This is a genomic window from Pseudomonas sp. ASL8 (assembly GCF_056680355.1).
Genome location: NZ_CM155278.1, coordinates 4,654,800 through 4,669,987, shown reverse-complemented (window position 1 = coordinate 4,669,987; position 15,188 = coordinate 4,654,800). Strand labels below are relative to the sequence as shown.

The 15,188-nt window shown below is 53.6% G+C and carries 13 protein-coding genes and 1 pseudogene; 10 read left to right on the top strand and 4 right to left on the bottom strand.

Features of this window, described 5'->3' with window-relative positions:
- Window positions 1-165: 165 nt before the first annotated feature.
- The 4 genes from AC1MEA_RS21375 to AC1MEA_RS21360 form a co-directional block, all read right to left on the bottom strand.
- Complete coding sequence (locus tag AC1MEA_RS21375) at window positions 166-504, bottom strand: helix-turn-helix domain-containing protein (RefSeq protein WP_219061804.1); 339 nt, start codon at window positions 502-504, stop codon at window positions 166-168.
- Between the two features lie 419 nt (window positions 505-923).
- On the bottom strand, window positions 924-2,951 hold the full coding sequence (locus AC1MEA_RS21370) for a TonB-dependent receptor (protein ID WP_480918192.1): 2,028 nt from the start codon (window positions 2,949-2,951) through the stop codon (window positions 924-926).
- A gap of 172 nt (window positions 2,952-3,123) precedes the next feature.
- The gene (locus tag AC1MEA_RS21365) at window positions 3,124-3,513 is read right to left on the bottom strand and encodes a DUF2946 domain-containing protein (protein WP_480417306.1); all 390 of its coding nucleotides are present in this window, start codon (window positions 3,511-3,513) and stop codon (window positions 3,124-3,126) included.
- A 441-nt stretch (window positions 3,514-3,954) separates the two neighbouring features.
- Window positions 3,955-4,662, bottom strand: coding sequence for a methyl-accepting chemotaxis protein (locus AC1MEA_RS21360; RefSeq protein WP_374028636.1), 708 nt, complete (start codon window positions 4,660-4,662; stop codon window positions 3,955-3,957).
- Between the two features lie 1,350 nt (window positions 4,663-6,012).
- Between AC1MEA_RS21360 and AC1MEA_RS21355 the strand changes: the two are divergent.
- From AC1MEA_RS21355 to AC1MEA_RS21310, 10 genes and pseudogenes are all read left to right on the top strand, one after another.
- Window positions 6,013-6,138: pseudogene (locus AC1MEA_RS21355) on the top strand (DUF393 domain-containing protein); the annotation flags it as partial.
- Window positions 6,139-6,235: 97 nt separating this feature from the next.
- Window positions 6,236-6,541 (top strand): DUF6482 family protein, encoded by a 306-nt coding sequence (locus AC1MEA_RS21350; RefSeq protein WP_480417305.1) that lies wholly within the window; start codon window positions 6,236-6,238, stop codon window positions 6,539-6,541.
- 108 nt (window positions 6,542-6,649) lie between these two features.
- Complete coding sequence (locus AC1MEA_RS21345) at window positions 6,650-7,474, top strand: metallophosphoesterase family protein (protein ID WP_480417304.1); 825 nt, start codon at window positions 6,650-6,652, stop codon at window positions 7,472-7,474.
- On the top strand, window positions 7,474-7,851 hold the full coding sequence (locus AC1MEA_RS21340) for a hypothetical protein (protein ID WP_480417303.1): 378 nt from the start codon (window positions 7,474-7,476) through the stop codon (window positions 7,849-7,851). The genes AC1MEA_RS21345 and AC1MEA_RS21340 overlap by 1 nt, the downstream gene beginning before the upstream one ends.
- 501 nt (window positions 7,852-8,352) lie before the next feature.
- Window positions 8,353-8,757: a DUF6957 family protein gene (locus AC1MEA_RS21335; protein WP_447108125.1), complete on the top strand. Its 405-nt coding sequence runs from the start codon at window positions 8,353-8,355 to the stop codon at window positions 8,755-8,757.
- Window positions 8,758-8,830: 73 nt separating this feature from the next.
- Window positions 8,831-9,259 carry a DUF6957 family protein gene (locus AC1MEA_RS21330; protein ID WP_480417302.1) on the top strand — a complete coding sequence of 143 codons (429 nt, stop codon included), beginning with the start codon at window positions 8,831-8,833 and terminating at the stop codon, window positions 9,257-9,259.
- A 478-nt stretch (window positions 9,260-9,737) separates the two neighbouring features.
- Window positions 9,738-10,118 (top strand): hypothetical protein, encoded by a 381-nt coding sequence (locus AC1MEA_RS21325; RefSeq protein WP_480417301.1) that lies wholly within the window; start codon window positions 9,738-9,740, stop codon window positions 10,116-10,118.
- Between the two features lie 78 nt (window positions 10,119-10,196).
- Window positions 10,197-10,595, top strand: a complete 399-nt coding sequence (locus tag AC1MEA_RS21320; RefSeq protein WP_480417300.1) for an AbrB/MazE/SpoVT family DNA-binding domain-containing protein — start codon at window positions 10,197-10,199, stop codon at window positions 10,593-10,595.
- A 366-nt stretch (window positions 10,596-10,961) separates the two neighbouring features.
- Window positions 10,962-14,138 (top strand): bifunctional diguanylate cyclase/phosphodiesterase, encoded by a 3,177-nt coding sequence (locus tag AC1MEA_RS21315; RefSeq protein ID WP_480417299.1) that lies wholly within the window; start codon window positions 10,962-10,964, stop codon window positions 14,136-14,138.
- 40 nt (window positions 14,139-14,178) lie between these two features.
- Entirely contained in the window at window positions 14,179-15,144 is a 966-nt protein-coding gene (locus AC1MEA_RS21310) for a sensor domain-containing diguanylate cyclase (RefSeq protein ID WP_480417298.1), read from the top strand.
- The last annotated feature ends 44 nt before the right edge of the window (window positions 15,145-15,188 follow it).

The window sequence follows — 15,188 nt, the reverse complement described above, 5'->3', positions numbered from 1 at the left end:
ATTCCTTTCTAATCTTAAGGCGCCACCTGACCACTCAACTACCGGTAGAACTCAAGGTTGTTTAGCGACACCCCCAAAATCCACACGGTTGCATCCCGAATGTCGAAGTCACCTACAAATCAAATAATGGGATCCAATCACATCAGGAAGATGTGAAGCTTAACGTTAATCACGCCTCTCATTTTGCAACGCCTGAGCTAATATATTTATGATGTGTTCTACGGCCTGCGTATCTAAAACGTTCATCGTCCGTAAAAAAATAATAAGTGCCTCCTCACCTGAAGACAGTTGAGCAACCGCATTCGGAGTTCGTCTGCCCGTCACGACAAACAACACATCTATAGCCGTAGCAGACAGCCTGATAAGATAGTCAGCCTGCGGATACCTGACCCCTTTCTCATAATGACCTTGCGCATTGGGCTGTACGCCACCTATGAAAGAAAGGGTGCTCTGGGACAGGCCGCAGGCTTTACGCTCGTTTTTTAGTCTAGTGCCAATGTTCATATTATTTCATTCTGTTGAATGCAATAATGATGTCATAACAACACTATCACACAAGATCCTATAAGGTGTATTGTGCGCAAAATGCAATTCATTTGGGTGCATGTATTGGCGATAAGTGTTTGAATTTACAGTCGCGAGCAATTACATTAAGTCATACCATTTGAGGTGGGCAGCAGTATTATATCCACCATTGTATGACTCATTGAAAACTATGCTATTGCCTTTTGGTCGTGGATATTTGTGTGTTCTTTGACACCCTCGACAGTGAGGGTGACTTTGGGAAACGCGTCTCCAGCGCCACGGTGGTTAGTGCTTTCTTCGCAAGATGACCAAACATCTGTATTGCCGCTGGCTGAAGACGATTCATGGATGAAGTGTGAGTGTTGCTGAGGCCGATCCAGCCTCAGCAGCTATCCTAATCAAAAATCCAGGGTAACGCCGGTATAAAGTGCACGGCCATCACCCGGCGAGTGCAGGGATGCCACGGCACCCTCTGGGTCATACCAAACGTACTCATAGTAGCGGTTGGTCAGGTTTTTCAACTGCATATCGACGCTTACCGACTCGGTGACTTTGTAAGTAGCGCCGAGGTTCATCAGCACGTAACCGCCATAGGTACCTTTGGTGTTTTCTCGCTCCAGATAGTAGTTGGTCTGGCCGTTCATCCAAGCCGTTAATTGCAAGGCGGGGGTCGCCTCATAGCTGACGCCCGCGTTGTACAGATGATTGGGGATGTGGTCGATTTCCTGGCCCTTGCTGTTGGGCAAGGTCGCGCTGGGCTGGAGTATTTTCGAATACTGCCAAGAGTAGGCCATCCAGATGTCAGTGCGTTCGTTGGGGTGCAGGTTCATCTGCATGTCGTAACCCCAGCGCCGGGTTTCCCCGACGTTGTCCGATTCGCCGCTGGGATCGTTGAGCCGGCGGCTGACTTCACCAGAGGCTTCCTGCTGCCAATAGGCAACTCTGCCGTCGACCCAGTCGGCAGGAGTGAATTTGACTCCGGTTTCCCAGCCTTCATTGATCGAGGGCGCCAGATCGGTGTCCCTCGGCGGAATCTTGTACGCCGCCGCACCCGTGCCGACCTGGAAAGTGCGTCCCCAGTTGGCATAGAGACTGGCCACGTCCCACGGTGAATAGACCACGCTGAGCTTGGGCTGCTTGATCAGGCCGTAGTTGTTGATGTCGTAGTCCATGCCGGTCATTTCGTTGGTGAAGTCACCCTGAATCTTATCGACCCGATACGCGGGGACGATCTTCAACGACTCGAATGGTTTGATCTCGGCCTGGACGTAAGCACCGTAGGTCCCGAAGTCGAACTGCTGGTCGCGAGTTTGCGACTGGCGAACACGCTGAGTGGTCTTGTAGCGCTCGCTTTTGTTTTGCTGCTGCTGGGCATCCGCGCCGCCTTCCAGGGCGAAGTCGTACAACCAACTGACTTCCGGGCGCCAGGTCAGAGAGGTGAGGGCGCCGTACTGGGTTTCGTAGGTGTCGCGTTCCTGCTGGGAGCTGGTGCGCCAATACTGGGTCCAGCGTCGGTCGTCGAAGGTGTTGACGTAGGTTTTCGCCGACCAGGCGAGGGTATCAGCCAGGTCAGTATCAAAATGTACGCTGACCTGATTCATCCGCCGCGCGCCCTTGTCCGTGGCGTTGTAGCTGTTGGTCATGGTTGGATGATGGTGAGCATCATCTTCACTCAGGTAGCCAGGCTCCTGAGCCTCGGTTTCATAGTGGCGGGCGATCAGACCGATGCGGTAGCTGTCGTCGTCCGGTGTATAGAACCATTTGCCGGACATCGAAAATTTGTCGGCCTCAGCATGATCTCGGTAGCCGTCGGATTTCTGGTAGGCGAAGAAGTAGTTCTGGGTCCAGTTACTGCTTTCGATGGCCTTGGAGAGTTGGGTTTCCTGAGTGTTAAAGCTACCGTAACGGATGCGGGCCGTGGTGTAGTCGCCGCCGGTACGGGTCAGCATGTTGACGTTGCCGGCGATATTGTTCAGGCCGTAACGCGCATCACTGGTGCCCCGCACCACCTCAATGCTGTCCAGTTCGAGGGGGAAAATCATGTCCATGAACGGCATGTTGCCGTCGTTACTGTTGCTCGGAATGCCGTCGATCAGCAGTTTGACAGCGTTGACCTCACCTTCGCCGTTGAAGCCACGAAAGGAGATCTTGCCGGATGTTGTGCCCTGGTTAAACTCGGTGAGCATTACTCCCGGCGCACGGCTGAACAGTTCCCAGCTGTAGTTGACCGGCATTTTTACGAGGATGTCACTCCCCAGGATATCCACGGAACTGAGCACGCTGCTGGTGCTCAAGGGGCCACCGGCATTGCCCTGCACATTCACAGTGCCGAGGGTTAGGGCCGAGTCTTCGGTTTTGGTGGCTTCGGCCAGTGCCGCAGACAAAGGGCTCAATGCGAACAGGCCGCACGTCAACAAGGACCACATGGAACGGGACACAGACAAAGGCTTTGCGCGAAGCAAAGTAGATGGAGCAGGCATAACGCACACTTCCTGATGACCAAGAAACTTCAAGGGTGTTTTAGCGGCTAGGGCAGGGCAGCTAAAAATAGGTAATGAAGGCCCTGCCGGACTTATGTCAGGTGGCAGGGATTGGCGGTCAGGCGAGGGGAGAGGCGCGCGGGCTCAAGCTGGGCCAGCGAACTCTGGGGTGAAGTGCTGGCAGTTCAGGGTTGTCGAGCGGGGTGTCAGGGGCGTATCGGGGCAGAAAATGGCGGTAGTAGTTAGATGGCAACGCTGCCAGTCCGGCATGGCCACAACAGCAGTCTCCGTGATGCATAACGGTTTTGGTCGGAGTCGGTTGCAGCGTATCGAGCAGCTTGCCAAAGCCTGGGGGCAAGGCATTAGAGCTGCTGCCTGAACAGAACCCACCCCAGAGCAATAGTTGCAGGTCCGGCGTTTGCATCGCGCGACTCAGCGGCATGGCCAGCATGTTGAGTAACACTGCCAGGCAAGCGATCCAGGGGCTGATGCGTTTCAACGAGGCCATGAATGAGGTCGACGCAAAGGGGCGGCCATTTAGCCAGAACTCAGGCGTGATGTAAAAGTTCTGTGACGCGCTAATTTGCCGCAGGAAACCGGCGTTTATCGACCGTCGTTAATCACTAGTGAGAAGTCGAATGTGCATGTATCCAGAACTAGTGATCGCTCCACAAGCCATCCAGCAAATGACGAAAGCTCACTGTCAAATTGCTCGGTTGCGCGAACTGGGGGGGGGCGAGAGCGGGCCTCTCGCCATATTCGTTCATCTTGTGAGTCCTCTGCACTTCGCCTAATGCACAAAAACAGTCCTCTTTCTTACCTATGTATTGGTAAGGATTGACGGTCCGTTGAGAGCCATTGAGGCATATCTCAGTAATCGCGTACTCGTCTTTGATGGAATATCTGTGCGTAAGGGTGGGGGCGATTGGCTATATATGCAGCGTGCCCCCTAAGCCACCCTGAAAAACGCCACCTTCTGGGTAAGGCGATCAGCTAGCTGCGCCAGCTCCTGGCTGGCCGTTGCCACTTCCCGTGATCCAGTTGCTGACTGCACAGTTGAGCTGTGGATGCGGGTGATATTCTGTGCTACGTCCTCGGCCACAGCGCTTTGCTGGAGAGAGGCGCTGGCGATTTGGGTATTCATATGGTTTATGGCGCCCACTTCCTGGCTAATTTTGGACAGCGCACTCTGGGCGTTGCGGGTTTGAGCCACTGTCCGATTTACCAGTTCGCAGCTGTTGCGCATGGTTTGCGCTGCAGTTTCGGTACCGCTCTGCAAAGTGCTTATCATTGCGCGAATTTCCTCCGTCGACTGCTGCGTGCGGTTAGCTAGTGAGCGCACCTCGTCGGCCACAACCGCAAACCCTCGACCGTGCTCACCGGCCCGGGCCGCTTCGATGGCTGCGTTCAAAGCCAACAGGTTAGTTTGCGAGGCGATTGAATTGATCACGTCGATAACCGTTTCAATCTGTTCGCTATGCTTGGACACCTGCTCCACAGTGTTGGTGGTTTCAACCAGTGTGGTAGCCAGTTGCTCGATAGCTAGCGTGGTGTCTGCAACCAGACGGTTACCGCTTTCAACTTCAGCATCTGCGAGACGCGTCGCATCCGCTGCTTGGGACGCGTAGCCCGAGACCTCATTGACCGTGGCCGCCATTTGCGTAATTGCGGTCGCTACCTGTCTGGCCTCATGAGTCTGCAGGCTGATTTGGTCATTATTGGTGGACGATGTCGCCAACAGCTTCATGGATGAATGGTTGACCTCTTGAGCAGCAATGCGTACTTCACTGATGGTGTCGGCCAAGCGGCTGAGGGCGGTTTTCAACACGCCCATCACGCTGTTCGGATAGTCGGTAACGATCGTCTGTTGCAAATCGCCTGCTGCCAACCGTTGGATAGCCTGTGCAACCTCAGTCGGCTCCGCGCCCAGCGTTGATCTGATGAAGCGGATAATAAAGGCCGCCAGGATGATGCTCAGCAGCAACGCTATACCAGTGGCCAAGAGCATCAGACCGCGAAACTGACTAGCGGTAGCTTGGACCGCACTGAGCTGGGTCTTGATCGACACCTCTTCATAGTCAATCAGTGCGTTGACCCGTTTCAACCATTCGCTGTAGTCCCCGGAGGTTTGCCGCAGCAACAAAGCTCGTGCTCCAGAAATATCACCGGCGCGACGTAGGACAATCACCGATTTAGTAGACGCCAGAGTTTGCTTTTCAATGTCTTTAATGGCCAGCAGCAGTTGTTGCTCCTGCGATGTCACTCGCGGGCTTGCGAATAGCTGATCCAACGGCACGGCAGAATCGTTGTAGGCCTTTTCCAGTTTGATGACTTCAGTCAGGTGGATTTCCAAGTCTTGATCAGTATCCACCAACACCGCGTCCCGAATAGCTATGGCGCGGTTGTGCACACTTCCGCGGAAGTTTATAGCGTAGCGTTGAACCTTCGCCGCATTCTCGCTGACGTCTTCCAGGGTGGAGTCGATAAAACCCACCCGTTGAATACCAACGGCGGTGATCAATATAAGCAGCGACACGATGGCGGCGAAGCCAAGGCCTATGCGCGTGGCTAGGGAGACTGAATTTTTCATGGGTAGAGCTCGGAGATAGACCCGGTAAGGGCTGGATTGAGCGATATAAATCAGCCATCACCCTGAGGGCAGGGTACGTTCGGTGGCTGCGGCCGCGTAATTGATATTGACGGGCAAGGCAATAGGTTAACGCTATGGAATCATTTTGATCGGCCTTGCGGATGCCCGAACCAGTGCTTGAATGCCTGAACTTCATGACACGCATCGACGAGGAGAAACCCGCTACTAGTCGTGTTCAAAATGCTCAATGCACCGCTTCGGTCATTTTTCATTCCGGCGGTAAGTCCAATCGAAAACCCAGATGAGCCTTCCTCTGGGGCGGGCATGACGGCTCATACCACGGTAAAAGAATGGCGGCCATTGTAAGTCTGTGTATTTCGGCATACCTTATGCAAAACCTATACAAAGTGTATGCTCATGTACAATATAGAGCAATGGCCACTGACGCTTTACTTTGATGGTGAATGCACGCTCTTCGCTCGAGAAATCAAGATCCTGAGCCGACGCGCCATAGAGGCACGACTGCTGTTTTTTGACATCAGTAGCTGCTATCGCTGATCGACCGCTTGGGCCCTGCCGACAGCGGAAATTTCTTTGCTTATGACGGAGAGTGCCTACCCTGGTAGGCAAGGAGTGAAACTTGAATCTGAAAAAGTTGACTGCGCTGGCCGCGAATGGCGAGATACGGGAGCTGGAACTGCTGTCTCTGGAGCGCGGTATCTATATAGCGCGCATTAGGCTAGATCACGGCCAGCTTACGCTGCTGAACGATTTGGCGAAGCCTATGCACCTTCGTTCCGTCACTCACTTGCGCGATCTGTTGCAACTGGTTCCGCCATTTCCTTGTGTGCTTGTGCAGCAGTGCGTCCATGATGAAATGTGCGGCGGGCGAGAAGGCCCCATTGAGTGGTTGCGAATTCCTTTTTCGCTGGCTGCGCCTTGGTGAGACCGCCTGTTTGAAATCTGGGGCTGTTGCTGGGCGATAAGCTGTCTTTCGATCTGAGACTGTGCGATGCATTGGATGCCGATCACGATGCCATACTGATGGTGGAGTGTGGGCGAGCTCGAAGGTCAGTGTCTGGATTTTCAGAGCGTCAAGCTCAACTCTGGTATGCAACCTCGGCGAGTCTGCCTGGAACGGAAAAAGCTCGGCGACGAGCTTTTTCTGCAGCGCTCGGTCATAACTCGCGTTTCCGGAGGCGGTTTTTGCCCCGGTTTCAGTGCGCCGCTGGCAATACGCTTTGCAAGGGTCTTAGCGAGTATCGACGAAAGATTTATTGAATTCGAAACGAAGCTGCGTGAGCTGCTTGCTCAGTACGGTTACAACTTGCAGAACGTAATCGACCGCACGCTCAAAAAAATGCGTGATGCGGCAGCGTCTCACGTTCACATCTTGGAAAACGAGGTTTTTGTTTGGCAGCAAATCCGTTTCCTCGGCACCACAGCCTGGACTGACTTTACATCGTCTGGTGATGTCGTTGCAGCTACCGCTCTGGCCAGGGATTCGATGAACGATTTCCGAGTTATTCGAGCTGATGCAAGTTACCGGCGCCTGCGACCAGATGATGTCGCCGGTAGAAATAGGGTAGCCCGAGGGTGGTTGACCCAAGAGCTTGATAAACCTTTCCAGGGAAAAACAGTAGTCGTCACCCACCATGCCCCAACGCCTCACGTTTTGGGTGATAAGCAGGAAGGACATCTGTCTGCGGCGTATGCCAATAGCTGGCCTGAGCTGATCGAGAAAGCGGATCTTTGGGTATTTGGGCACACGCATCGTGACGTGGATGAAGAGCTTGCTGGGTGTCGAGTGGTTTCAAATCCGAGAGGTTATCCAAGTGAAGAGACTGGTTTTCAGCCAGGTTTTGAGGTGCAGATCTGATGATCTCTTCTAAGGCGAATCGGAACGGCTCCACGCATGCCAACTACTGGATCAAAACATTCGGAGCGACGCTCGCCGACCTCCAATTTTTTCGCCTGCCAACGGTCATTCAGAAGGCCCGGAAGTCAATACCTGACTACGACATCGTCGGGTTTCTGGCTTGTGCCCTAGAGCGGCCTCCGCGCATGACTGGACTGATGTTTTGTGACCACCGGCATAAATTCCCTGAAGGCCTTCCTGTACATACGCCGTCCATCGAACGACGGTATCAGCGCGATGGTTATCTCATCGTTCAAGTAGAGGGAGGAGGCCTGTATGTCGTTGCTCACTGGTATCACCAAAACGGCGCATTAGGCCCATTTCATAAAGTGCATTGATGATGAAAAACAGAAGGAGGCTGCTTGCCAGTCGAGTAATCACAAATGCAGATGATCCTGTTGGAATTCCGAGCGTCGTGACGGAAGCCCTAAAGGTTGATTTTGGGACTCTAATCACAGGGTATCTATGCTGCGCGGCTTTTGAGAGAAACTACGCAATTGGCATCATATTCGGAGATTTGTTCGGCAGGTTTGAGAACGGCAAGGGTATCCACACGTCGAGCGTCCTGAGCCAAGCCGTGGTGAAAGGGTATGTCCTTGTTGAGACGCTCAACAGTCTTTATGTCATTTGCAGCTGGGCTCATGACGAATCTGGCCTTCGTTTCACGGGCCAGTTGCACTGACCCGCTCTGTGATGACCAGGAAAGTAGCAGGTATGAATTTTTGGTACCGGAGAGCGACGCCCATGAGCCCCGACGAGTAGGCAATCCCGTTACGCAGAAATGGGTTCCGATCAGACTATAGATTGACTGAAGTACCTGATCCCTAGGGAGCATTCGTATGACTGATATTTTGCAGGAAGTCGCAGCTCTGTTCGATCGCAGCGGCGAGCCTGTTGAGGGCTTTGATATGGGGCAGGTCGAAGCCGAGGCCGAGGCGATTATGAGCTTTACTGGTCGCCCATATTGCTTGGTTCGAGCCTGGAGCATCATCGAAGTTGATGTCTCTGAAGATTATAAGGTCTCGCTAGCAACAGATGGATTATCGCCTTACGTGCTCTATGCCTCGGATGTTGTTCTGCACAGCGGTGGCAAGCGTCGACCAGGTGATTGGGTGCGGAGCACATTTCAGCGCTCATTCACTCAAGGCTTCTTGTTTGAAACGAAAAATACGACCTATCTGTTGATGGGCCCGGGCCTTCGGAAAAAGGCGAGCGTTGAAGCGATCTTGGCAATCGTTAGCTGAGACTAAAACCGTGAGCAACACGAGGGGCCACGAGAGTGTGCTCCCGCATTATTGACTAGGTAAGGCAGATTTTTTGGACATTGAATTACTGGGTGATCTTCTCTACGGCCCAGCTCGCGTATTGTACGGATCAAGGCTCTCAGACGAAAACCTATTGGAGGCCACGCACGAAACCTTCGGGGCCCAGGCGGTTTGCATCGTCAGAAACTGGATTCTTATCGACGTCAAGTTGACTGGCCGCCATGAACGATTGGTAAAGACCAATGGACTGCAGCCTACGCTGCTTTATGCGAACAAAGTCGTTAGCGCGAATGCCACAGAGAATCTGTCACAAGGCGTGTTGTCTGGCTTTCAGTATCGCTACGAAGACTGTTTTTTTGCATCTAAGGACATGCTCTACGTGCTTGGGGGGCGAGGATCGCGCAAATCTGCTGAGGTACCTGCAGTATTCGCGTTATCACAGCAGTGCGGCGGCGAATTTCGGGTCGACGATGGGCGATGATCTCCTGACGGTTTTGCCTGGGCGATACCGCCTGCTTCTTGATGACTTGGCCATACGTGAAATTGCATGCATGCCCGGGTGGTGGATAGTGTTGGATAACGTCTGTCAGGCGCTCCAATGCTACCTTGATGCGCACCACGATGTCCCAGCGATCACAGTCATACGGGTGAAAGAAAAGTGGGGCGGGCTGCGGATATATTATCGCGGTGGGGATGAGGTTTGCCGGGGCATAGTGAACAAAGCTATGGAGGGTTCGCTGACGATTTGCGAGGTATGCGGTAGTGAGGGGAAGCGGATTGGAAAGCGACGGTATCGTGTGCGCTGTCCAACTCACGCCACCTGGTCAACGGCTCCTGTTTTGAAAGCAAAAACACGCTGTATACACTCCTCAGCCGAGCTGCCAGAAAGCTTATCAGCATGCCTGAGCTAGCCACGCTGAGAGATCCACATATTCGTCGAGCAATGGGAGTGGAGGCTGATGACAGGTGATTTGCTGCCGTTATTACGAAGGCGCTATCCCGAGATGTTTTCTGGCGAGAATATGCGTGAAATTGCGTGTTATCCGGGATGGTTAGAGTTGCTTGATGAGCTCTGTCGAAACCTCACGAATTACCTCAATGAGAATCCTGATGTTCCTCCGGTAATGGTACGACAGATCAAAGAGAAATTTGGCGGATTGCGTTTCTACTATGAAGGTGGTGACGGCAGGTGCCGCGCAGCGGTCGACAACGCGCAAGAGGCGTCTTTGTCGGTTTGTGAGGTCTGTGGAATGCCTGGGCAATTGGTAGAAGCGCGCTGGGTCAGCGTCCGTTGTGATGAGCATACGAACTGGTCGGCGGCGGGGTGTATAGGTGAGTGATCACGAGATTGGCATACGGCGTAAAAGGTTGTTATTCGAACTGCTTGCACATTGGTTTTCAGCACCTAAGGAGGCGTCATGGACGACCTGCGACACCGTATTGAACAAATCCTTTCAGCGATGCCAGCAGTGCAGCACGCTGCTGGCGATGTCACTGAGCTAATCCGCTCGACCGACGTTGTGCCGACAGAAGTGCTCGATGCTGCTGCCGATTTGCTGGAACAATACGAACTGATCAGTGCACGTGGTTTTGTGTCGAACGGAGGTGGCCTGCTGTTACTGTTGCAGGCCCTGGGCGAGAGCCGCTTTCAGTCAACATTGATTGATGCCCGTGACGGCAGCGGCGATCAGATCGTTAGCTTGCCTGATGAGCTGGTGCAGGAAATGGGTTGGCAAGAAGGTGACGCACTTAATATCCGCAAGCGCGTAGATGGTGTGATTGTGCTCAGCAAAATGATTTCTCAGGATAGCGAATGATTCTGGCGTTGAGGGATCCATCTCCTGCCGATGTTGCAACAACGGGCCAAGGGGGAGGATTAAGGCCAGAGCACAGGGCTTCCGGCCTTCATCAGTACGACCAAAGCCCGCAAGCTTTACGGTCTGCGTATAGCCATGAGCAACTTGTCCAGCGTTCTTGCTCTATACCTTAGTGCAAATACGTATAAGTTCGTACAAGTGATACGATCACAAGTTGAATTCAGGCCTCCAGTGGATGAATGCCGATTTGTGACTGAAAGGCAGCCATAACTCGCTTTACGATTTGCTGCGGGGATAGATTTTCTCTTCACAGCCCGAAATCCAAGCCAGGCAACGTTCTGCCTTCTTCCTGTACTCCGAGCCTCTATGTCCCATGTCGCCAATGCCACCTCATTTACTCGTCATGTCTGGTACACGCAGATCATGTTGGCGCTATTGGTCTGTGTCTTCCTGGCATATACGGCTTCGGAAAAAGCGTTAGATGCGACCAATGAACGGCGACTCAGCTCGTTTCTCCTGGCCGATGAACTGCGCCAGTCCTCCGACGACCTCACCCGAATGGCGCGGCTCTATGTGGTCAATGGAGATGAACGCTTACAGCGCTATTACCAGGACATTCTGGATATCCGCGACGGGAGAAAACCCAGGCCAGAAAAGTACGCGAGCATCTATTGGGATCTGGTGATCGCTACGGGAGAGCAACCACGGCCGGACAGCGAGCAAACCCTCGCGCTGTTGACGTTGATGCGCCAGGCTGGCTTTACGGATCAGGAATTTGAGGCGCTGACCTTGGCCAATGTGCTGTCCGACAAGCTTGCGCAAACCGAATGGAATGCAATGCGTCTACGTCAGACACGGGGATCTGGTGCGGCAACGAACCACGCACAAGCGCTCGGCATGCTGCACGATGCCGCTTACCTAGACGCCAAGGCAGCCATTTTTCGACCGATCGACCACGTCTACACCCTTATGACAGAGCGCACCAACCGCGCCGTTGACCAGGCCAAGCGTAACGCTCTGGTACTGCGGGTCATCTTCATCGCACTCGGTCTGGCGCTGATTCTGATGCTCTACCGCATGTCGCGTACGCTACGGGCCATCATGGGCGGCTCGGTCGATGAGGTTCATGCGAAGATCACCCGCATTGGTAAGTGGGACTTCTCTAGGCTTCCGCAGGTATCAAACGCCGAGCCAGGGTCTGTACTGGCACACCTCGCCGAAACACAGGCCAAGCTCAGACGCATGAGCGACGAGCGCGAACAGACGAAAATCGAGCTATTGCACAGCGAAAAATGCCTGAAGGAGGCGCAGCGGCTTGCACAACTCGGCAACTGGGAGTTCGACCTGGAGACTCGCAATTTACTTTGGTCCGATGAAATCTACCGTATTTTCGAAGTGGACCCTGAGACTTTCACGCCCTCACTTGAGTCTTTTATGGCTGCGGCGCACCCGCAAGATCGCGAGCAAATTGCCAAGGCCTATGCCCACTCAGTCAGCAGCAAGACGCCTTGTGAAATGACTCATCGGCTGCAGATGAAGGATGGGCGCATCAAATATGTCCTTGAGCGGTACGAGAATTTTTGTGACCAAAGAGGCAAGCCGCTGCGTTCAGTTGGCACGGTACAGGACATTACTGCAAGCAAACTGGATGAGTTGGCCCTTAAAAGGGTGAACCGGGATTTGCGCCTGCTGAGCGACTGCAATATGGCGCTGGTACATGCGGAGGATGAGCATGTGCTGATTGCTGAAATCAGCCGCCTGTGCGTCGAAAACGGAGGCTATCTGATGGCTTGGGTCGGCTATGCCGAACATGATGAAGCCTGCACTGTACTCCCGGTGGCACAATCTGGTTACGAGAACGGATATCTTGATGGGCTCACTATATCCTGGGCGGACGTCGATCACGGTCAGGGCGCGGTAGGCACGGCAATCCGTACGGGTCAGCCGAGCATCATCCAGAATGTCCAGACTGACTCCCGGATGGCGCCTTGGCGCGCGTCGGCAATTCAGCGCGGCTACCAATCCAGTGTAGCCCTACCGCTCATTTGCGATGCTCAGGTACTCGGTGCGCTTAATCTGTATGCATCCGAAGCTAACGCCTTCGATCCGAATGAGCTGCGCTTACTCATGGAGCTGGCCAGCGATCTCGCCTTTGGCATCGTGACCTTGCGCTCGCGTGTGGAGCATGACGTAGCCAAGGAGAAACTGGACTTTCTGGCACACTTTGATCCTCTGACCCGTCTACCCAACCGACTGCTACTGCACGATCGTTTCGAGCATGCGGTCTTGCTCGCCCAGAGCGAAAATACCACAGTCAGCCTCTTGTACCTCGACCTGGATCGTTTCAGGCAGATCAACGATAGCCAGGGCTACGCCACTGGCGACCAAGTAATCGTAATGGCTGTGGAGCGCCTCCAGCAGTGCATTCCAACCAGCGCCACCATCAGTCGAATCAGTGGTGACGAATTTGTTGTTCTGTTGACTGGCCCTTACGATGTCGCGGGAATAGCCGTGTTGGCAAACAGCATCAGGGATGCTTTTTTTGAACCAGTAAAAATCGTTGGCAATGCACTGGATATTTCCTTTTCCATCGGCATCGGGCTGTTTCCAAACGATGGCGAGGATTTCAATACCCTGCTCAAGAATGCCCATACGGCTGTCGAGAGTGCCAAGAAGGCTGGGCGCGACACCTACTGCTTCTTCTCGCACAACATGAATGCTGGTTTGGCCGAGCAAATCAGGCTCACGGGGGCGCTGACAAATGCAGTGCGCAATCATGAATTCCGGCTGCATTATCAGCCACAAATCAATATCAGTAGCGGCAAAATCATCGGAACAGAAGCCTTGGTACGCTGGCAGCATCCGGATGAGGGGCTGGTGCCGCCTGGTAAATTTATTGCTCTGGCGGAACGCAGCGGTCACATCATTCAGATTGGCGAATGGGTACTCAATGAAGCCTGTCGCCAAGCCCGAATCTGGATGGATCAGTACCCGACACCATTGGTGGTGGCGGTTAATCTTTCATCGTTGCAATTCAAACGCGGCAATGTATTGGAAATGGTCTCCACAGCACTCGCGGCATCGGGCTTGCCGCCAGACCGTCTAGAGCTGGAACTGACCGAATCTATACTCCTGGAGGATGTGGACGCCACGATAAAAACGCTGCGTGGCTTGAAGTCCATGGGTGTGAAGCTGTCCATCGACGACTTTGGTACGGGCTATTCCAGCCTTTCGTATCTCAAGCGGTTGGCGGTCGACAAGATTAAGATCGATCAATCATTTGTGCGCGACTTGCTGACTGATGCCGATGGCGCTTCAATCGTTAAGGCGATCATACAGCTCGGGCACAGCCTGCAACTTACGGTTATCGCCGAGGGCGTTGAACTCGATGCCCAACTGGCATTCCTCAGCGAATCGGGATGTGACGAGGTTCAAGGTTATTTGTATAGCCGCCCGGTGCCTGCCGAACAACTTGCTCAGCTTCTGGACATCGAACTCGCAAAGTCGCACGTAAACAGCACGCTTATCAGCAGCTTGGTTTGATCGCAATAATTATAGGGCGAACTGCCAAAGGACACAGTTGATGCATGAATTGTACGGTAATGACTTTGAAAAGACCGCGAGCGAAGTGCTTTCGTTTCTGCATCGTCGATTGGGCTTCGATCTTTGGATGGTCACTCGGACAGAGGGTAACGACTGGATCGTGCTACAGAGCGAAGATCATGGCTACGGCGTGAAGGCTGGCCGGGTCTTCCGCTGGGTTGATTCTTTCTGTGCTGAAATGGTTAAAGGCCACGGCCCACGTTTTGCCCCGACCTCAACAATGGTTCCTGCCTATGCCGCCGCCCCCATAGGCAAGCAAGTCGTAATCGGGGCCTACATAGGCATTCCTCTACTGCTAGATGACGGGAGCCTTTTTGGAACGCTCTGCGCCATTGATCCTGAGCCTCAGCCGCAAAGCATCACCGAAGATCAGGAGCTTGTTGAGTTGATAGGCAGCTTGCTAAGCAGGGTATTGCAGATGGAACTCAAGGCCGAGGAGCTGGTGCGAAGAGCCGAGCGCTTCGAGGCACAGGCCCTTACGGATGCCATGACTGGTCTGTACAACAGATCCGGCTGGGATCAGTTGATGGCTAAGGAGGAGGGGCGCTGTCGCCGCCACGGCTCGTCTTGTGCAGTAATAATGGTTGACCTGGATGAGCTGAAACGGGTCAATGACGCTCAAGGGCACACTGCAGGCGATGACCTGATTGTGCGCACTGCGAAAGCCCTGCATCAAGCCGCGCGCGCCGAGGATGTGGTCGCCAGGCTAGGAGGGGATGAGTTCGGAATTATTGGCGTCAACTGTGACAGGGCTGGCGGAGAAGCTTTGCGCTTGCGGGTACTCATGATATTCGATCAGGAAGGCATTAAAGCCTCCGTTGGGCTGGCGATCCGCGATCCCAGCAGTGGAATAAGCCAGGCCTTAGTAAAAGCTGACCAGAATATGTACGAGGACAAGCGATTGAACAAGCATGTCGGCCGGGTCATATTGGGGTTGGTTAGCTGATCAAACGTGCTGTGGAGCTTGCTTGGCAGCACGTGGATTTTTTT